This is a genomic window from Microbacterium sp. GXF7504, assembly GCF_054798235.1.
The window spans coordinates 285,477-304,596 of the sequence record NZ_JBSJZI010000003.1; the positions used below are offsets into that span (position 1 = coordinate 285,477).

A 19,120-nucleotide genomic window follows, 5' to 3' on the forward strand; every position below is an offset into this window, starting at 1 on the left:
CCTCCCCTCCCACATTCCCCGGTGACGGGGCGATTCCCCTCCGACATAGGATCGACGTATGAAACTCGAGCTCCGAGGCATCACGAAGACGTTCGGGTCTCTCGTGGCCAACGACCACATCGATCTCACCGTGAACGCCGGTGAGATCCACTGCCTCCTCGGCGAGAACGGGGCGGGCAAGTCCACCCTCATGAACGTGCTGTACGGCCTGTACCAGGCCGACGGCGGCGAGATCCTCCTCGACGATGTGGAGCAGCACTTCGCCGGTCCCGGTGACGCCATGCGCGCCGGTATCGGCATGGTCCACCAGCACTTCATGCTCATCCCGGTCTTCACGGTCGCCGAGAACGTCATGCTCGGCCACGAGGAGACGACCTTCGGCGGCCGGCTCGACCTGCAGGCGGCTCGCGCGAAGGTGCGCGAGATCTCCGACCGGTTCGGCTTCGACGTCGACCCCGACGCCCTCATCGAGGACCTGCCGGTCGGCGTGCAGCAGCGGGTGGAGATCATCAAGGCGCTCTCCCGCGACGCCCGTGTGCTCGTGTTCGACGAGCCGACCGCAGTGCTCACCCCGCAGGAGACCGACGAGCTCATGGCGATCATGCGCCAGCTCAAGGACTCCGGCACCTCCATCGTCTTCATCACCCACAAGCTGCGCGAGGTCCGCGAGGTGGCGGACCGCATCACCGTCATCCGCCTCGGCAAGGTCGTCGGCGAGGCTTCGCCCACCGCATCCAACGCCGAGCTCGCCTCCCTGATGGTGGGGCGCTCGGTCGAGCTGACGGTGCAGAAGGATGCGCCGAAGCTCGGCGGCACCGGCCTCGTGGTCGAGGGGCTCACGGTCATCGACCCGATCGGGCAGCTCGTCGTCAACGACGTCGCCTTCGAGGTGCAGCGCGGCGAGATCCTCGCCGTCGCCGGTGTGCAGGGCAACGGGCAGACCGAACTGACCGAGGCGCTGCTCGGTCTGCAGCCGCGGGTCGAGGGCAGCATCCGGCTCGACGGCACCGAACTGCACGGTCGGAGCGTGCGCGACATCCTCGACGCCGGCGTCGGGTTCGTCCCCGAGGATCGCAACGAGGACGGCCTGGTGGGGGAGTTCTCCATCGCCGAGAACCTCATGCTCGACCGCTCCGCCGGCGGGCCGTTCGTGAAGGCCGGGAGCCTCCAGCTGAAGGAGCTCGACCGGTTCGCCAAGGAGAAGATCGCCGAGTTCGACGTGCGCACGCCGTCGTCGGAGACCCACGTCGGACGCCTCTCCGGCGGCAACCAGCAGAAGGTCGTGCTGGCGCGCGAGCTCAGCCGCGACCTGCGGCTCCTCGTCGCCGCGCAGCCCACCCGCGGTGTGGACGTCGGCTCCATCGAGTTCATCCACAAGCGCATCGTCGCCGCCCGTGACGCGGGCGTCCCCGTCGTGGTCGTCTCCACCGAGCTCGACGAGGTGCTCGCCCTCGCCGACCGGATCATGGTGATGTACCGCGGCGAGGTCGTCGGCATCGTGCCCGGCGACACCTCCCGTGACGTCCTCGGCCTCATGATGGCCGGCGAGAAACCGACCATCGAAGGGGCCGCCGCATGAGCGACCGTACATCCGACCCGGACGTCGCCCTCGAGATGCCGGCGGAGCCCACCCGACGCTCCTCAGGCACCCCGAACCGGCCGCAGCCGGAGGGCCGCTGGCACCGCGCGTTCCGCGAGATCACCACCGGCAGCTTCATGATCTCGCTCCTCGCGATCGTGCTCGCGCTCGTCGTCGGCGCGATCATGATCGCCGTCACCGACGAGGGCGTGCAAGAGGCCGCCGGGTACTTCTTCGCGCGGCCGGGCGACACGTTCGCCGCGATCTGGGAGTCGGTCTCGGGCGCCTACGCCGCCTTCTTCCAGGGCTCCGTCTACAACTTCCGCCGCCCCGACTTCGTCTCCGGCATCCGCCCGCTGACCGAGACGCTCACGTTCGCGACCCCGCTCATCGCGGCCGGTCTCGGTGTGGCGCTCGCGTTCCGCGTCGGCATGTTCAACATCGGTGGTCGCGGTCAGATGCTCGTCGCCGCCGCGGCGGCCGGGTGGGTCGGCTTCGGCGTCGACCTGCCCTGGGGGCTGCACATCATCGTGGCGCTCCTGGCCGGCATGGTCGCCGGCGCCGCGTGGGCCGGGATCGCGGGCGTGCTGAAGGCCCGCACCGGTGCGCACGAGGTGATCGTCACGATCATGCTCAACTACGTCGCCCTGTACCTCGTGTCGTGGATGCTGCGCACCCCGGGTCTCCTCCAGGCGCCCGGGCAGAGCAACCCCAAGACCGCGGCGATCAAGGAGACCGCGGTGCTGCCCGACCTCCTCGGGCCCGGCTACAACCTGCACGCCGGTTTCATCCTGTCGCTCATCGCGGTGGCGGTGGTCTGGTGGATCCTGAACCGCTCGGCGCTCGGCTTCCGCTTCCGCGCGGTGGGCATCAACCCCGATGCCGCACGCGTCGCGGGCATCAACGTGAAGTCGATGTACGTGTACGCGATGCTCATCGCCGGTGCGCTCGTCGGCCTCGCCGGCGTCGACCAGGTGCTCGGCGTCTCGACCGCGGGCTTCTCCAGCGGCATCGACGCGGGCATCGGCTTCGACGCGATCACGGTCGCCCTCCTGGGGCGCTCCACCCCGATCGGCGTGCTCGTCGCCGGCATCCTGTTCGGCGCGTTCAAGGCCGGCGGGTACGCCATGCAGGCCGCGGAGGGCGTGCCGATCGAGATCGTCTCGGTCGTGCAGTCGCTCATCGTGCTGTTCATCGCCGCGCCGCCGCTCGTGCGCGCGATCTTCCGGCTGCCCACCCCCGGCGCCGCGCCCAAGAAGAAGCGACAGCGCCCCGCCCGGGATCTGTCCGTCCGTGAAGGGAGCGCGTCGTGAGCACCACTGCGACCCAGCACGAGCACGCCAGCCCCGCGCCCAAGGTGCTCGCCACCACCGTCGTCGTGAGCTGGAAGGCGCCGATCATCTTCGGCGTCGTCACGGTGCTCGCCGCGCTCCTGTTCCTCCTCGCCGGCGGCGACGGCGGGGCGGTCTTCCGCCTCTCCTCGGAGGGCGACCTCATCGCGCTGCCCGAGGTGACCCTCGACGGCCGCACCACCGGCATCCTCGTCGTCGCGGCCATGGCGGTGATCGCGATCGCCGGTGCGCTGCTGGTGCGCGCCAAGCGCCGCGTCCCGCTGTGGCTCACGGTCGTCTTCGCGGTGCTGTTCGTCATCGGGTTCCTCACCTGGGCGGCGGCCGGCGCGAAGACCCACGTCATCCCGATGCCCGGCCTGCTGGCCGGTGCGCTCAGCCTGTCGGTGCCGCTCATCTTCGGTGCCATGGGCGGCGTCATCAGCGAGCGTGTGGGCGTCGTGAACATCGCGATCGAAGGTCAGCTGCTCGCCGGCGCCTTCACCTCCGCGGTCGTGGCCTCGATCACCGGCAACCCGTTCATCGGGCTGCTCGCGGCGGCCGTGGCCGGCATGCTCGTGTCCTTCGCCCTCGCCGCGTTCTCGATCAAGTACTTCGTCGACCAGGTCATCGTCGGTGTGGTGCTGAACGTGCTCGTCGTGGGCCTCACGAGCTTCCTGTACTCGCAGGTGCTCACCGCGGACCGCGCCGGGCTGAACTCGCCGCCGCGCTTCCCGCGCATCAGCATCCCGGTGCTCGGCGACATCCCCCTGATCGGGCCGATGTTCTTCCGCCAGACGATCATCGTCTACATCATGTACATCGCCGTCGCGCTCGTGTACGTGGGCCTGTTCCACACCAAGTGGGGCCTGCGTCTGCGCGCGGTCGGCGAGCACCCGCAGGCCGCCGACACGGTGGGCATCAACATCGCCCGGACGCGCTTCTGGAACGTCTCGCTCGCCGGCGCGATCGCGGGGCTCGGCGGTGCGTTCTTCACCCTCGGCTCGGTCGGCGCGTTCAACAAGGAGATGACGGCGGGTGCCGGGTACATCGCCCTCGCGGCGGTCATCTTCGGACGCTGGGACCCGGTGCGCGCGACCCTCGCGGCACTGCTGTTCGGGTTCGCCTCGAACCTGCAGAACACGCTCGGCGTCATCGGTTCGCCGGTGCCGAGCGAGTTCATGCTGATGCTGCCGTACGTCGTGACGATCTTCGCCGTGGCCGGCCTCGTCGGCAAGGTTCGCGGACCCGCCGCCGCCGGCAAACCGTACATCAAGGGCTGACGCCCGCATCCGGAGGGTCACATGACCGACATCGACTGGGCGGCGCTGCGGGCAGCGGCCGTCGACGCCATGAAGAAGGCCTACGCGCCGTACTCGAACTACAGCGTGGGCGCCGCCGCGCTCACCGACGACGGCCGCATCGTGTCCGGCTGCAACGTCGAGAACGCCTCCTACGGCGTGGGCCTGTGCGCCGAGTGCGCCCTCGTGGGAGACCTGCACATGACCGGCGGCGGCCGGCTCGTCGCCTTCACCTGTGTGAACGGCGCCGAGCAGACGATCATGCCGTGCGGACGCTGCCGCCAGCTGCTGTACGAGTTCTCGACGCCCGGGATGCTGCTCGAGACCGTCTCCGGCATCAAGACGATCGACGAGGTGCTGCCCGACGCGTTCGGTCCGCGCGACCTTCAGGAGATGAAGGCGTGAGCGGCGTGGAGCCCTTCGACGCCGTCGACGTCATCCGCACCAAGCGCGACGGCGGCGCCGTCGGCGAGGACGCACTGCGCTGGATGATCGACGCCTACACCCGCGAGTACGTCTCCGACGCGCAGATGGCGGCGTTCGCGATGGCGGTGCTGCTGAACGGCATGGAGCGCGACGAGATCCGCGTCATGACCGACGCGATGATCGCGTCGGGGGAGCGGATGAGCTTCGAAGGGCTCGGCAAGACCACGGTCGACAAGCACTCCACCGGCGGGGTCGGCGACAAGATCACGCTGCCGCTCGCACCGCTCGTCGCCTCGTTCGGCGTGGCCGTGCCGCAGCTGTCCGGCCGGGGCCTCGGCCACACCGGCGGCACGCTCGACAAGCTCGAGTCGATCCCTGGCTGGCGCGCCGCGCTGACGAACGAGGAGCTCACCGCGCAGCTCGCCTCGGTCGGTGCCGTGGTCTGCGCGGCCGGTTCCGGCCTCGCCCCCGCGGACAAGCGGCTGTACGCGCTCCGCGACGTCACCGGCACGGTCGAGGCGATCCCGCTCATCGCCTCCAGCATCATGTCGAAGAAGATCGCGGAGGGCACGGCCGCGCTCGTACTCGACGTGAAGTTCGGCTCCGGTGCGTTCATGCGCGACGTCGACAAGGCCCGCGAGCTCGCCCGCACCATGGTCGCCCTCGGCACCGACTCGGGGGTCGCGACGACCGCCCTGCTCACCGACATGAACACCCCGCTCGGCCTCGCCATCGGCAACGCCAACGAGGTGCGGGAGTCCGTCGAGGTGCTCGCCGGCGGCGGCCCCGCCGACGTCGTGGAACTCACGGTCGCCCTCGCCCGCGAGATGCTCGCCCTCGCCGGGCAGCCGGACGCAGACGTGGAGGCCGCGCTCCGCGACGGACGTGCCATGGACACCTGGCGCGCGATGATCACCGCCCAGGACGGCGACCCGGATGCGGCGCTGCCCGTCGCCCGCGAGACCCACACCGTGACCGCGCCCCGCTCCGGCGTCCTCTCGCGCCTCGAGGCGCTGCCGTTCGGCATCGCCGCGTGGCGCCTGGGCGCGGGCCGCGCCCGCGCCCAGGACCCGGTGGTGCACGCCGCCGGCATCGACCTGCACGCGAAGCCCGGCGACACGGTCCAGGCCGGTCAGCCGCTGTTCACGCTGTCGGCCGACGACGCGGCCCGGTTCGACCGGGCCCTCGCCGCCGTCGACGGCGCCTGGGAGATCGCGGACACCGCGCCCGCGGCATCCCCCATCGTGCTCGAACGCATCACCGCCTGACCCCGAGGAGACCCCCGATGCCCATCGACCAGTACGGCGACGCGAAACTCGACGGCGTGTCCGTCCGGAGCCTCCCGAAGGTCTCGCTCCACGACCACCTCGACGGCGCCGTGCGGCCCGACACGATCGCCGAACTCGCCCGCGAGACCGGCGTCGCCCTGCCCGAGCGCGACCCGGACGATCTCGCCGACTGGATCGCCGAGCGCACCGACTCCGGCTCGCTCACCGAGTACCTGACCGCGTTCGACGTCACCACCTCGGTCATGCAGACCCGCGACCAGCTCGTGCGCGTGGCGCGTGAGTTCGTCGAGGACCTCGCCGAGGACGGCGTCATCTACGGCGAGGTGCGCTGGGCGCCCGAACAGCACCTGATCGGCGGGCTCGAGCTGGACGAGGCGGTCGAGGCCGTGCAGGAGGGCATCGAGGAGGGTGAGGATGCGGCGGCCGACCGCGGCCACGACATCCGCGTCGGTCAGATCCTCACCGCGATGCGCCACACCGACCAGTCGCTGAAGATCGCCAAGCTCGCGGTGCGCTTCCGCGACCGCGGCGTCGTCGGCTTCGACCTCGCCGGCGCCGAGGACGGGTTCCCGCCGTCGCGGCACCAGAAGGCGCTCGACTTCCTCGCGGAGCGGTTCTTCCCGGTGACGATCCACGCGGGGGAGGCCGCCGGACTCGACTCGATCCGGTCGGCGCTGCTGGACGGGCGCGCGCTGCGGCTCGGCCACGGCGTGCGGATCGCGCAGGACCTCGAGGTCGTGGCCCGTGCCGGCGACACGGTGGAGGTCACCTTCGGCGACCTCGCCCGCTGGGTGCGCGACCGGGAGATCCCGCTCGAGCTCTCGCCGTCGTCGAACCTGCAGACCGGTGCGATCGCGGCGTGGGGCGAGGAGGCGCAGGACCATCCCTTCGACCTGCTCTACCAGCTCGGCTTCGCGGTGACCGTGAACGTCGACAACCGAACCATGAGCCGCACCTCGCTCACCCGCGAGCTCGCTCTCCTGGCCGAGACCTTCGACTACGGCCTCGACGACCTGGAGCGGTTCCAGCTGAACGCCGCCGCCGGCGCCTTCCTCCCGGTGGAGGAGCGCGAGGAGCTCATCGACCTCATCACCGACGGCTTCGACCGCTAGCGGGCCCGCCCCCGCATCCCTCCCTGCTCGCGGTCCCCTCGTCCCTTCGCCGACTGCGCATCCGTTTCGCGAGTGAGCACCCGATCAGGTACTCACTCGCGAAACGGGTGCGCTTTCGCGCGTGGTGGGGTGAGGCCGAACGCGGCGAGCCGTCGGCCGAGGGTGTGAGCGTCGGCGAGGTGCTCGAACCCCCACCGGATGATGCGCTTGCCGGTGGTGCCCCGGATCCAGTCCTCGCGCGCCTTCTCGTCGACGACGACCTGCGCGGGCGTCCGGCCGCGGAGGTAACGGGGGTCGTCGTACTTCGCCGCGCCGTCGAACTCGCCCCACACGGTCTCAAGGTCGAAGTCCACCTCGTACATCACACCGGCGGGTCCCGGCACAGGGACCTGCAGCCCGGGCGGCGGGAACCCGAGCTGATGGAGGTACAGCCGGGAGAGGCTCTCGCCCGTACTGTCGGCCCGGGCGTCGGCGAAGTCGGTGACGAACCTGGCCGTCCGGATGCCGCGGTGCCCTGCCGCTCGGGCCACCCGCGCCGAGAGCTCCGCGCGCAGCGCCTCGGCCGCATTCATGTCGAGGGATCGGGAACCCGGCAGCACCGCATGTGCGCGGAGTGCGGCATCCGCGGCGGCGACGGCGGCCTCGACGCCGACCGTGGCGCAGAGGTCCAGCAACGTCCGCGACACCGCCGTCACACCGTAGCGTCCGTCCGCGCTCCAGAGGACGTCGGCGTCCGGAAGCGGCATCCGGTGCCGGATCACCCGAGCCGTCGAACGTGCGGGCCCGTCGCAGCACACGTGCACGGGTCCATGGCGGGTGCGCAGGAGAGGGATACGATGCAGCGCGGCGGCGGTCTGGTGCGAGAACACCACTCGCCCGCCGCGTGTGGCGTCCAGGTATGCCGCCGCATCCGCACGCATTCGATCCTCGGCGTACAGCTCCCGCCACTCCATCTGTGTGGCATAGGCGCCGGGCCGGAGACGAACGAGCTCCCCGCGCCGCATCCCGTGCATGATGTCGTCGTCCGTGACGCCGCGTCGGAGGACGTCTGTCCGGGTGAAGACGACGCGAGCGTCATGGTCGGGTGCGAACTCCATGCGTCGACACTGCGCTGCGACAGTCCCAGTACCGGTCCGGGCGTGCGTCCCGTGCACACCGCACCTCGCCCGCGCCGTTGGGGAGGAACGGCCGAGCGCGCACCTGTTTCGCGAATGAGCACCTGATCGGGTGCTCACTCACGAAACGGATGTGGTCTCGCGCGGAAGATGTGGTCTCGCGGGGGAGGGGGGACGGGGCTACAGGGCGGACTGGCGGGCGGCGACGACGGCGCGGACGGGGGAGAAGAGCGGATGCTGCGGCTCCAGGCCCGTCACCTCGGCGGTGAACGCGTCGGCGTCGAGGTCGCGCAGCTTCCGCTGCAGCTCGACCGACTCGGGGTCGTCGGGGGTGTCGAACTCGAGCGCGGCGGCGATGGTCGCCACGAGCGCGTCGACGGGGAGCCCGCGTTCGGCGGCCTCGGCGGCCGGCCCGACGAAGCGTTCGCGGCGGGAGAGCTTCCGCAGCGGCTGACGCCCGACCCGCCACACGGTGTCGGGCAGTTCCGGGTTCCGGAAGCGACCGATGATCGTCTCGCGGTAGCGGGCGAGCTCGTCCGGGGCGAACTCGTGCTTGGCGATGAGCGTCGCGGAGGTCTCGGCGAGCGTCGCCGAGACGGCGTGCGCGATGGCGGGGTCGGCGAGGGCGTCCGAGATCCGTTCCACCCCGGCACGTGCGCCGTAGTACGCGGTCGCGGCGTGCCCGGTGTTCACGGTGTACAGCTTCCGCTCGATGTACGGACCGAGGTCGGCGACGAAGTGCGCCCCCGGGATCGTCGGGCGCCGGTCGCCGAACGGCGCCGACTCGATCGCCCACTCGAAGTACGGCTCCACCACCACGTCGATGCCGATGCCCTCGGGCTGGCCCGGGACGATGCGGTCGACGGCGGTGTTCGCGAACACCGCCCGGCCTTCGAGCGCGGGCCAGTCGTCGCCGGCGGCGGATGCGGCGAGCCCGCGGAGCGTGTCGGTCGCGCCGATCGCGTTCTCGCAGGCCATGACCTGCAGCGGCGGCAGCGACGCGTCCCGCGCCCGCAGCCCCTCGACCAGGGTGGGGGCGACGAAGCGGAGCACGTTCGGGCCGACCGCGGTCGTGACGACGTCGGCCGTGGCGATCTCGGCGACGACCCGCTCCGGCTCGGCGCCGCTGTCGACGGCGCGGAACCCTGTCACCTCGACGTCCGCGCCCCCGTCGCCCACCTCGTGCACGGTGTACCGGTCGGCCGCCTCGAGCGCGGCCACGAGGTCGCTCGCGACGTCCGAGAAGACGACCTCGTACCCGCCCTCGTGCAGCAGCAGCCCGACGAACCCGCGGCCGATGTTGCCCGCGCCGAAGTGGACGGCCTTCATCAGCCGTTCACCGCCGAGAGCATGGTGAACAGCTCCTCCGGGGTGGATGCGGTCTTCAGCCGCTCGACCTCGTCCTCGTCCGAGAACAGCAGCGCGATCTGCGACAGGATCTCGAGGTGCTCGTCGCCGCGGCCGGCGATCCCGATGACGAAGCGCACGGGTTCCCCGCCCCAGTCGACACCGCCGTCGTAGCGGATGACCGCGAGCGCCGACGCGAGGATCGCGTCCTTCGTCTCGTTCGTGCCGTGGGGGATCGCGAGTTCGTTGCCCATGTAGGTCGACACCGTGCGCTCGCGCTGCAGCATCGCGTCGTAGTAGTCGCCGGTGACGGCACCGGCCGCCTCGAGCATGTCGGCGGCCTCGCGCATCGCCTCCTCGGGGGTCGCGGACCCGGAGTGGATGCGCACCTGCCCGACGTTCAGAACCTCGCCTGCCATGATCTGTCCTTCCTGATCGGATGCATCGGTTTGCATCGAATCCATCGGATGCATCGGATGCATCGGATCCAACGGATGCGGCGGGCCGGGGTGTGCGCCCGGCCCGCCGCGGTGTCTCACTCGCGGTGCTGGTCTACGACGAGGCCGACGACCTCGTCGTACTTCGGCGAGTTCATGAAGTTGTCCACCGACACGTGGATCGCGTTCGGCGTCTGCCGGCGTGCGCGGTCGGTGAGCTGGTTCTGCGTGATCACGAGGTCGGCGCTGTCGTCGAGGCTCGCGATCGCCTTGTTGGTGACCGTGACGTCCTCGATCCCGGCCTTCCTGATCTTGTTGCGGAGCACGCTCGCGCCCATCGCGGACGACCCCATCCCGGCGTCGCAGGCGAACACGATCGTGCGCACCGGGGGCGCGTCGGTGAGGGTGCCGCCGCCGGCACGGCCGCCGGTCTCGGCCTCGGTCTCGAGCCGGTCCATCGCCTCGTCCGCATCCCGCTCGGCGCGCGCGTCGCCGGTGGAGACCCGCAGCGCGTCCATGGCCGCGGAGGACTTGCCCTTGTTCGCCTCGGTCTGCGCGATCGCCGCGCCGAACGCGTCCCCCTCGGCGAGGAGGTCGCGCCTGCGGCTCGCGCGGAGGATCACCGCGCTCACGAGGAACGTGACGGCCGCGGCCAGCACGACCGACAGGTACACCACGAGCAGGTTGGTGATGCCGCCCGCCGCCGGACCCGCCGCCGCGGCGGTGACCGCGATGATGCTGCCCGGCGCCGCCGGGAAGGCGAGCCCGCCGTTGAGGATCATGTTCGTGGTGACGCCGGTCGCGCCGCCCGAGATGAGGGCGAGGATCGTCATGGGCTTGGCCAGCGCGTACGGGAAGTAGATCTCGTGGATGCCGCCGAAGAACTGGATGATGATCGCGCCGGGCGCGGAGGCCTTCGCCGCACCCACCCCGAAGAACGTGAACGCGAGGAGGAGGCCGAGGCCGGGGCCGGGGTTCGCCTCGATGAGGAACAGGATCGACTTGCCGTTCTCGACCGCCTGCTCGATGCCGAGCGGGGTGAACACGCCGTGGTTGATGGCGTTGTTCAGGAACAGCACCTTCGCCGGTTCGACGATGATCGACAGCAGGGGCAGCAGGTTGAGCGAGACGAGCCAGCCCACCGCGACGCCGAGCGCCCCGCTGATCCCGAGGATCACCGGGCCGAACACGAAGAACCCGACGATGGCGAGCAGCATGCCCAGGATGCCGGCGGAGAAGTTGTTCACCAGCATCTCGAAGCCGGGCCGGATCTTGCCGTCCCAGATGCGGTCCATCTGCTTGGTGAGGTAGGCCGCGAGCGGGCCCATGATCATCGCGCCGAGGAACATCGGGATGTTCGTGCCGACGATGACGCCCATGGTCGCGATGGTGGCGACCACGCCGCCGCGCTCGCCGTAGACGAGCCGGCCGCCGGTGTTGGCGATGAGCAGCGGCAGCAGGTAGGTGACCATCGGCCCGACGAGGCCGACGTACTGCGGGAACGTGCCGCCGTCCTCGAGTTCGGCGAGGGCCGTCATGGCCCCGGCCCAACCGATCTCGTCGGCGTTGCCGAAGCCGCCGAGCAGGTCGGCGACCGGGTACCACTGACCGAGCCACCCCACCGCGATGAAGAGCATCGTGATGAAGCCCCATGCGATGAAGGCGGCGATGTTGGGCATGATCATGCCGGAGAGGAAGGTGCCGAACCGCTGGACGGCGACGCGGGCTCCTCCCGGCTTCTTGACGGTGTCTGACGCCGTTGTCATGGCTGTGTCTCTCCTTCTGGGTGACCCGTCGCGACCCGGCGGGCCGCCTCCCGGGCTTCGGCCGCGCCGTCGGCGGCCAGTGCTGCCTCGGCGATGCGCTGCGCATCGTCGAGCGTGTGGGCGCGCAGGCTCGCGCGCACGTCTGCGAGGGCGGTCGGCGCCATCGACAGGCTCGTCGCGCCGAGCCCGACGAGCACGACCGCGAGCAGGGGGTCCGCGGCGGCCTCGCCGCAGATGCCGACCGGGGTGCCGGTCTCGGCGCCGGCGCGTCCGACCTCCTGCACGAGCCGCAGCACCGCCGGGTGCCAGGGGTCCTGGAACCCGGCGACCGAGCCGAGCAGCCGGTCCGCGGCCAGCGCGTACTGGGTGAGGTCGTTCGTGCCGATCGAGGCGAAGTCCGCGTGGGGCAGGATGCGGTCGGCGAGCAGGGCCGAGGATGGCACCTCCACCATGACGCCGGCCGTGCGGATGCCGTACTCGCGGGCGATGTCGACGAAGTACCGCGTCTCCTCGACCGTGGACACCATGGGCGCCATGACCCACAGGTCGGCCGGTTCGCCGCTCGCGCGCACCGCCGCATCCGCCTCCGCGAGGGCGGTGAGCTGCTCGCGCAGGATGTCCTCGTTCGCCCGGAGGGCGCGGAGGCCCCGGAGGCCCAGTGCGGGGTTCTCCTCGTGCGCGTCGTTGAGGAACGCGAGGGGTTTGTCGGCGCCGGCGTCGAGCACCCGGGCGACGACCTTGGTGCCCCGGAACGCGGCGAGCACCTGCTCGTACGCCGCGCGCTGCTCGGCGACGGTCGGTGCGCTCCCGGAGCTGAGGAACAGGAACTCGGTGCGGAACAGGCCCACGCCCTCCGCGCCGAGTTCGCGCGCCTGCGCGGCGCCCGACGCGTCGCCGAGGTTCGCCAGCAGCGGCACCGAGGTGCCGTCGGCCAGTGCGCCGGGGGTGATGGGGGCGGATGCGGCGGACGCGCGGTCCGCGGCGCGGCGGGCGGCGCGCTCGAGCTCCTCCGCCTCGGGGTCGGCGGTGACGACGCCGGCCGCGGCGTCGACGATCACCGTCCCGCCCTCGCCGAGGTCCACCGCGTCGGCGGCGCCCACGACGGCGACGATGCCCTGCTGGCGCGCGAGGATCGCGGTGTGCGAGGTCGGCCCGCCCTCGCTGGTGACCAGCGCCAGCACCTTCTCCAGATCGAGCAGTGCGGTGTCGGCGGGGGCGAGGTCGGTCGCGACGAGCACGAACGGATGCCCGGGGTCGGGGACGCCCGGCGCGGGGACGCCTCGGAGCCGGGCGATGACCCGCTGCGCGACGTCGTCGAGGTCGGCGGCGCGCTCGCCGAGGTAGCCGCCCACGGCCTTCAGCGTCTCGCGGAACGCCCCGAACGCGTCGTGCACGGCCCACTCCGCGGTCGCCCCGGTGGCGAGGCGCTCGGTCACCTCGGTCATGAGCGTCGGGTCCTCGGCCATCATGGCCTGGGCCTCGAGCACGTCCTGGGCGTCGCCGCCGGCCTGCTCGCCGCGCGCCTCGAGTTCACGGGCGACGGCCGCGAGCGCCTCGGTGACCCGGGCGGTCTCCGCGTCGGCGCCGATCGTGCTGGGCTCGTCGGTCGGGGCGGGGAGCGGCTGGGCCATGCGGGCGACCGGGCCCTGGGCGACCCCGAGGCCGATGCCGACTCCGTGGATGCGTCGCACGGTCACGCCGCGTCGTGGTCGGTCGTCAGCAGTTCCGTGAGGTCGTCCAGCACCGCCTCGGCGCGGTCGCCCTCGGCAGTGAGGGTGACGTAGTCGCCCTGGTCGATGCCGAGCGAGATGACGCCGAGGATGCTGGTGGCGTCGACGGTCTTGCCGGAGTCCTTGGCGATGGTCACCGGGAGGCCGGACTCCTTCGCCGCCTGCACGAACAGCTTCGCGGGGCGGGCGTGCAGGCCGTGGGAGGAACCGATCCGGACGGTGCGTGTGGCGGTCATGGTTGTCCTTCGCTCAGGGTGGGGGTGATCAGTCGGAGGGCGCGGCTGCCGTCGAGGTCGGTGAACGCGTCGTCCGGCAGCGTGATGGCGCGCACGCCCAGCCGTTCGGCCTCCGCGCGCACCTCGTCGAGGTCGGGCAGGTGGGGGCCGATCAGCAGCGCGTCGGCGCCGGGGAGGCGTGAGGAGAGCGTCGTGCGCGACACCGCGGCGGCGTCGACGTCGAGCCCGGCGGCCTGCGCCGCGGCGCGCAGCCGCTGCGCGACGAACGTGCTCGACGCGCCCGCGCCGCACACCACGAGGATCCTCATCGATCCGCCTCCTTCATCCCCTCCATCCTGGGAAACCGCCGAGAGCCGGACAACCAGACCTTCTTCCGCCCCTCCGGAAAGTCCGGGCCCCGCCGGTCGGCCCGTGGTGGAATGGACCGACGGATCGGAGGCGACGTGACGCGAGTGCGACAGGACCGCATGCTGGCCCTGCTCGTGCGCGAGAACGACTGGCGGACGGCCTCGGCGCTCGCCGACGCCCTCGGCGTCACCCCGCGCAGCATCCGGTCCTACGTCACCGCCGTGAACGCGCGCGTGCCGGGCGCGGTCGAGTCGGGGCCGCGCGGGTACCGGGCGGGTACGGAGGCCGCGACGGCGCTGCAGGCCGGCGCGGATGCGGCCACGCCCCGCGACCGGCTGCACACCCTCGTGCGTGCGCTGTCGGACCGGGCGGACGGCATCGACGTGCACGAGACGGCCGACGAGCTCTTCGTCTCCAGCGCCACGGTCGAGGCCGACCTCGCCCGCATCCGGGGGCTCCTCAGCGGCACCGAGCTGACGCTCGAGCGCTCCGCGTCCCGCGCCCGCCTGGTGGGCTCCGAGGGCGCCACGCGGCGGCTCCTGTCGCGCCTCGCGCACGACGAGATGGACGAGGGTGCGTTCGACTTGCAGGCCCTCCGGCGGACCCTCGGCGACGGATCGGTCGCGCCGCGCGCGTTCGGGCCGTTCAAGGAGGCCCTCGTCGCGCAGCTCGCCGGCATGGGCTACTTCGTCAACGAGTACGGCATCGCCGACGTCATCATGCACATCGGCATCGCCGCCGACCGGGTGAGCGCCGGGCGGCCGCTCGAGGACAGCGGCGAGGCGCCCGCCCCGGCCCAGGAGACGGTCGCCGCGGTGCTCGACCGGCTCACCCGGGAGCACCTGGGGGTGCGGCTGGGCGCCGGCGACCTGCACCACCTGGCGACGCTCGTGCTGACCCGGGTGGTGACCCCCGGCGCCGCCGAGCAGCGTCCGCCGGTCGACGCGACCGTCGAGCGGGTCGTCAGCGAGGTCGTGCAGGAGGCGGCCGCCGAGTTCCTGGTCGACATCGTCGCCCCCGAGTTCGTGCACCGGCTCGCGCTGCACGTGCAGAACCTGCGTGCCCGCGCCAGGGAGCAGGCGTGGTCGCGGAACCCGCTGACGCGTTCACTGAAGTCGAGCTACCCGATGATCTTCGAGGTCGCCGTGTACATCGCCTCGCGGCTCCACGAGCGCCTCGACATCCCGCTGCTCGACGACGAGATCGCGTACATCGCGATGCACGTGGGCGGGCAGCTGGAGCGCAGCCGCCGTGCCGACCAGCTCCTCAGCGCCACCATCGTGTGCCCCGGCTACTACGAGCTGCACGAACTGCTGCGTTCGAGCGTGGACCGCTCCCTCGGGCAGGCCATCGAGGTGGTCGGCGTGGAGACGCGGGCCGACCCCGACTGGGCGACGATCGACACCGATCTCGTCCTCACCACGATCGACCCGCCCATCCCCGGCGACCGCATCGTGCGGATCCAGCCGTTCCTCACCCCCGCCGACGTCGAGCGGGTGCAGACGGCCGCCGGCCGCATCCGTCGCGCCCGCCGGCTCGCGCGACTGCGCGCCGAACTCGAGCGGTACGTCGACCCGGCCGCGTTCGTGCACGGCCTGGACCCGGGCGACGGCGAGGAGGGCGTCATCCGCACGCTCGGCGGGATGCTGGCGGCACAGGGCGTGATCGACGACGACTACATCGAGCGGTCGGTCGAGCGGGAACGGCTGTCGTCCACGGCGTTCACCGACGCGCTCGCGGTGCCGCACGCCCTCGGCATGACCGCCGCGCGCACCGCCATCGCGGTCGGCATCGCCGACCCGCCGATCCCGTGGGGGAGCGGCCGCGTGCAGGTCGTCGCGTTCACCGCGTTCTCCGAGACCGACCGCGAGGCGTTCCAGACCGTGTTCGAGCAGTTCGTCGAGGTGTTCAGCGAGCGCGACAGCGTGCAGCGGATCGTGCGGCGCGGCACCGACTTCTCGGCCTTCCTCGACGAGCTGGTCGCCGTCATCGACGGCTGAGGTCAGCGTCCCGCGATCCGGTGGGTGAGCGCCGTCCGCACGGTCGGCCATTCGGTGTCGAGGATCGAGAACACGACCGTGTCGCGCAGCGTGCCGTCGGTCCACACCGTGTGGTTGCGCAGCACCCCGTCCTGCTTGGCGCCGAGCCGGGCGATCGCGGCGCGCGACTGGTGGTTGTGCCAGTGCGTGCGGAACTCGACCGCGATGCAGTCGAGCACGTCGAACGCGCGCTCGAGCAGCAGCAGCTTCGCCGCCGGGTTGATCCCGGTGCCCTGCGCCGCGCGGCCGAGCCACGTGGACCCGATCTCGAGCCGGCGGTTCGCCGGCTCCAGGTGCAGGTAGGTCGTCATCCCGACCGCGACGCCGCGCCGCCGGTCCACGACCGCCCAGGGTGCGAGCTCGCCCGCGGCGTGCCGGGTCAGGCGCAGCCGGATCTCCGCGGCCATGTCGCCCGGGGCGGGGATGCGTGTGTACCAGGTGCGCCACAGCTCGCCGTCGGCGACCGCGGCCTGCAGATCCGCGGTGTGCGACAGCGCGAGCGGCTCGAGGCGCACCAGGTCGTTCTCGAGCACCGGCGTTTCGGCGAACGCGTTCACGAGACCCGGTCGAGCAGCTCCCGCGCCCCGGCGGACAGCGCGGCGAGGCGGGCCGCCGCCTCGTGCGGGTCGTCGGCGCGGACGTCGAGGTAGAGCTTGAGCTTGGGCTCGGTGCCGCTCGGGCGCACGATGAGCCGCGAACCGTCGTCGAGCCACAGTCGCAGCACGTCGCCGGGCGGGAAGCCGTCGACGCCGGTGAGCAGGTCGTCGACGCGGGCCACCGTGACGGCGCCGACGTGCGTGGGCGGCGTCGCGCGCAGGGCCGACATGATGCGGCCGATCACGGCGAGGTCGTCGACGCGCACCGAGATCTGGTCGCTGGCGTACGCGCCGAAGGTGCGGTCGAACTCGTCGAGCAGGTCGGCGACCGTCCGGCCCTCCGCGCGTGCCTGGGCGACCATCCCGAGCATCGCGACGGCGGCGGAGATGCCGTCCTTGTCGCGGACGGTCCCCGGGTTCACGAGGTAGCCGAGCGCCTCCTCGAAGCCGAACACGATGCCGGGTGCGCGCGAGATCCACTTGAACCCGGTGAGCGTGGCGTGGAAGTCCAGTCCGTGGTGCTCCGCGACCGCCTGGAGGCCTGGTGAGGAGACGAGGGAGCACGCGAGGGCGTCGCCCGGTGCGGCCTGCCGCGCGGCGCGCCAGCCGAGGAGGAGGCCGATCTGGTTGCCGGTGAGGCGGCGCCAGCCGCCGGGGGCGTCGGCATCCGGGACGGCCACCGCGAGCCGGTCGGCATCCGGGTCGTTCGCGATGACGAGTTCGGCGTCGACGGCGCGGGCGGTCTCGAACGCCAGGTCCATCGCGCCCGGCTCCTCCGGGTTCGGGAAGGCCACGGTCGGGAAGGTGCCGTCGGGGTGGAGCTGCGCGTCGACCGTCACCGGGGCCGGGTAGCCGGCCTGCTCCAGCACGCGCGAGAACGTCTCCCACCCGACGCCGTGCATCGCGGTGTAGACCCAGGTGAGTCCCGCGGCGCCCGCCGGGGCGGGGGCGACCGCCGCCGTCGCCGAGACGTACGCCGCGACGACGGACTCGGGCGCCGTCTCGTAGGCGTCGGAGCGGGGGAGCTCGTCGACCCGCAACGTGTCGGCCACCCGCTGGATGTGGGCGGCGATCTCGCCGTCGGCGGGAGGCACGATCTGGGCGCCCTGGTCCGCACCGCCGAGGTACACCTTGTACCCGTTGTCGTCGGGCGGGTTGTGGCTCGCGGTGACCATGACCCCGGCGGAGACGTCGAGGTGGCGCACCGCGAACGCGAGCACCGGGGTCGGCAGCAGTCGCGGCAGCAGCACGGCCCGCACGCCCGCGCCGGCCATGAGCTCGGCGGTGTCGCGGGCGAACACGTCGGAGTTGCGACGGCCGTCGTAGCCGATGACGACGCTCGGGGTCGTGCCGGGTGCGGCCTGCTCGAGCAGGTAGCCGGCCAGTCCCGCGGCCGCCTGGGCCACGAGCACCCGGTTCATGCGGTTGCTGCCGGCGCCGAGCCTGCCGCGCAGGCCCGCCGTGCCGAACGCGAGCCGGGTGCCGAAGCGGTCGGCGAGGTCGGCGGATGCGGCCTCGTCGCCCGCCTCGACCCGCTCGATGACCGTGTCGAGCTCGGCGCGGGTGACCGCATCCGGGTCCTGGTCGCGCCAGGCCCGCGCGGCCTCGAGGAGCGCGTTCACAGCGCCTCGATGACCCGGGCGAGCAGCGCCGAGATGACCGGCTCCGCCTCGCGGCCCGCCTCGATGACCTCGGCGTGGCTGAGGGGGGTGGGGGAGATGCCGGCGGCGAGGTTCGTGATGAGGGAGAAGCCGAGCACCTCCATGCCGGACTGGCGTGCCGCGATCGCCTCGAGCGCCGTGGACATGCCCACGATGTGCCCGCCGATGAGCTTCGCCATCTGCACCTCGGCCGGGGTCTCGTACTGCGGCCCGCGGAACTGGCAGTACACGCCCTGGTCGAGCGTCGGGTCGACCGAGCGGGCGATCTCGCGCAGGCGCGCGGAGTACAGGTCGGTGAGGTCGATGAACGTGGCGCCCTCGAGCGGCGACGAGCCGGTCAGGTTGATGTGGTCGCTGATGAGCACCGGCTGTCCGGGCGTCCAGTCGGGCTTGATGCCGCCGGCGCCGTTGGTGAGCACCATCGTCTTCGCACCGGTCGCGGCGGCGGTGCGCACGCTGTGCACGACGCGGCGCGGGCCGTGGCCCTCGTAGAAGTGGGTCCGGGCGCCGATGACGAGCACCCGACGGCCGTCCGCGGTGCGGACGCTGCGGAGCGTGCCGACGTGTCCCTCCAGGGCCGGCGCGCTGAACCCGGTGACCTCGGTCGCTTGGATCGTGGCGGTCGTCTCGCCGATGAGGTCGGCCGCCTTGCCCCAGCCGCTGCCGAGCGTGAGGGCGATGTCGTGGCGGTCGACGCCGCTCAGGCGCGCGATGTCGTCGGCGGCGCGCCGCGCGATCTCGAAGGGGTCGGCGGCCGGGTCGTCGAGGGGATTCTGGCTGGACATGACCACAACTCTAGGACCGCCGTCG

Annotated in this window: 17 protein-coding genes; 7 read left to right on the top strand and 10 right to left on the bottom strand. The window is 72.2% G+C overall.

What is annotated here, in order from left to right:
• Positions 1-58: 58 nt before the first annotated feature.
• Genes ACWAUO_RS08810 through ACWAUO_RS08835 form a run of 6 tightly spaced genes read left to right on the top strand, consistent with a single transcriptional unit; the run spans position 59 to position 7,035 of the window.
• Positions 59-1,579, top strand: coding sequence for an ABC transporter ATP-binding protein (locus ACWAUO_RS08810; protein WP_460774757.1), 1,521 nt, complete (start codon positions 59-61; stop codon positions 1,577-1,579).
• Positions 1,576-2,892 (top strand): ABC transporter permease, encoded by a 1,317-nt coding sequence (locus ACWAUO_RS08815; RefSeq protein WP_460774758.1) that lies wholly within the window; start codon positions 1,576-1,578, stop codon positions 2,890-2,892. Before ACWAUO_RS08810 ends, ACWAUO_RS08815 begins: the two co-directional genes overlap by 4 nt.
• Positions 2,889-4,190 carry an ABC transporter permease gene (locus ACWAUO_RS08820; RefSeq protein WP_460774760.1) on the top strand — a complete coding sequence of 434 codons (1,302 nt, stop codon included), beginning with the start codon at positions 2,889-2,891 and terminating at the stop codon, positions 4,188-4,190. The genes ACWAUO_RS08815 and ACWAUO_RS08820 overlap by 4 nt, the downstream gene beginning before the upstream one ends.
• Positions 4,191-4,211: 21 nt before the next feature.
• Positions 4,212-4,613, top strand: coding sequence for a cytidine deaminase (locus ACWAUO_RS08825; RefSeq protein WP_460774761.1), 402 nt, complete (start codon positions 4,212-4,214; stop codon positions 4,611-4,613).
• Positions 4,610-5,902 carry a thymidine phosphorylase gene (locus tag ACWAUO_RS08830; protein ID WP_460774762.1) on the top strand — a complete coding sequence of 431 codons (1,293 nt, stop codon included), beginning with the start codon at positions 4,610-4,612 and terminating at the stop codon, positions 5,900-5,902. The genes ACWAUO_RS08825 and ACWAUO_RS08830 overlap by 4 nt, the downstream gene beginning before the upstream one ends.
• Before the next feature lie 17 nt (positions 5,903-5,919).
• Positions 5,920-7,035: an adenosine deaminase gene (locus ACWAUO_RS08835; protein WP_460774764.1), complete on the top strand. Its 1,116-nt coding sequence runs from the start codon at positions 5,920-5,922 to the stop codon at positions 7,033-7,035.
• A 92-nt stretch (positions 7,036-7,127) separates the two neighbouring features.
• Here ACWAUO_RS08835 and ACWAUO_RS08840 read toward each other — a convergent pair whose 3' ends face one another.
• The 7 genes from ACWAUO_RS08840 to ACWAUO_RS08870 form a co-directional block, all read right to left on the bottom strand.
• Entirely contained in the window at positions 7,128-7,781 is a 654-nt protein-coding gene (locus tag ACWAUO_RS08840) for a hypothetical protein (protein WP_460774765.1), read from the bottom strand.
• A 549-nt stretch (positions 7,782-8,330) separates the two neighbouring features.
• Entirely contained in the window at positions 8,331-9,479 is a 1,149-nt protein-coding gene (locus tag ACWAUO_RS08845; protein ID WP_460774767.1) for a mannitol-1-phosphate 5-dehydrogenase, read from the bottom strand.
• Positions 9,479-9,916 (bottom strand): PTS sugar transporter subunit IIA, encoded by a 438-nt coding sequence (locus ACWAUO_RS08850; protein ID WP_460774768.1) that lies wholly within the window; start codon positions 9,914-9,916, stop codon positions 9,479-9,481. The genes ACWAUO_RS08845 and ACWAUO_RS08850 overlap by 1 nt, the downstream gene beginning before the upstream one ends.
• A 116-nt stretch (positions 9,917-10,032) precedes the next feature.
• Positions 10,033-11,700 carry a PTS mannitol transporter subunit IICB gene (locus ACWAUO_RS08855; RefSeq protein ID WP_460774769.1) on the bottom strand — a complete coding sequence of 556 codons (1,668 nt, stop codon included), beginning with the start codon at positions 11,698-11,700 and terminating at the stop codon, positions 10,033-10,035.
• Positions 11,697-13,331, bottom strand: a complete 1,635-nt coding sequence (gene ptsP / locus ACWAUO_RS08860) for a phosphoenolpyruvate--protein phosphotransferase (protein WP_460775249.1) — start codon at positions 13,329-13,331, stop codon at positions 11,697-11,699. Before ptsP ends, ACWAUO_RS08855 begins: the two co-directional genes overlap by 4 nt.
• Before the next feature lie 62 nt (positions 13,332-13,393).
• Positions 13,394-13,666 carry an HPr family phosphocarrier protein gene (locus tag ACWAUO_RS08865; protein WP_460774771.1) on the bottom strand — a complete coding sequence of 91 codons (273 nt, stop codon included), beginning with the start codon at positions 13,664-13,666 and terminating at the stop codon, positions 13,394-13,396.
• Positions 13,663-13,974: a PTS sugar transporter gene (locus tag ACWAUO_RS08870; protein WP_460774772.1), complete on the bottom strand. Its 312-nt coding sequence runs from the start codon at positions 13,972-13,974 to the stop codon at positions 13,663-13,665. The genes ACWAUO_RS08865 and ACWAUO_RS08870 overlap by 4 nt, the downstream gene beginning before the upstream one ends.
• Positions 13,975-14,133: 159 nt before the next feature.
• Here ACWAUO_RS08870 and ACWAUO_RS08875 point away from each other — a divergent pair, with 159 nt between their 5' ends.
• Complete coding sequence (locus ACWAUO_RS08875; protein WP_460775251.1) at positions 14,134-16,014, top strand: BglG family transcription antiterminator; 1,881 nt, start codon at positions 14,134-14,136, stop codon at positions 16,012-16,014.
• 2 nt (positions 16,015-16,016) lie between these two features.
• Here ACWAUO_RS08875 and ACWAUO_RS08880 read toward each other — a convergent pair whose 3' ends face one another.
• Genes ACWAUO_RS08880 through ACWAUO_RS08890 form a run of 3 tightly spaced genes read right to left on the bottom strand, consistent with a single transcriptional unit; the run spans position 16,017 to position 19,095 of the window.
• Positions 16,017-16,610 carry a GNAT family N-acetyltransferase gene (locus ACWAUO_RS08880; protein WP_460774774.1) on the bottom strand — a complete coding sequence of 198 codons (594 nt, stop codon included), beginning with the start codon at positions 16,608-16,610 and terminating at the stop codon, positions 16,017-16,019.
• Positions 16,607-18,271, bottom strand: coding sequence for a phospho-sugar mutase (locus tag ACWAUO_RS08885; RefSeq protein WP_460774776.1), 1,665 nt, complete (start codon positions 18,269-18,271; stop codon positions 16,607-16,609). Before ACWAUO_RS08885 ends, ACWAUO_RS08880 begins: the two co-directional genes overlap by 4 nt.
• On the bottom strand, positions 18,268-19,095 hold the full coding sequence (locus ACWAUO_RS08890; protein ID WP_460774777.1) for a purine-nucleoside phosphorylase: 828 nt from the start codon (positions 19,093-19,095) through the stop codon (positions 18,268-18,270). The genes ACWAUO_RS08885 and ACWAUO_RS08890 overlap by 4 nt, the downstream gene beginning before the upstream one ends.
• Between the last annotated feature and the right edge of the window lie 25 nt (positions 19,096-19,120).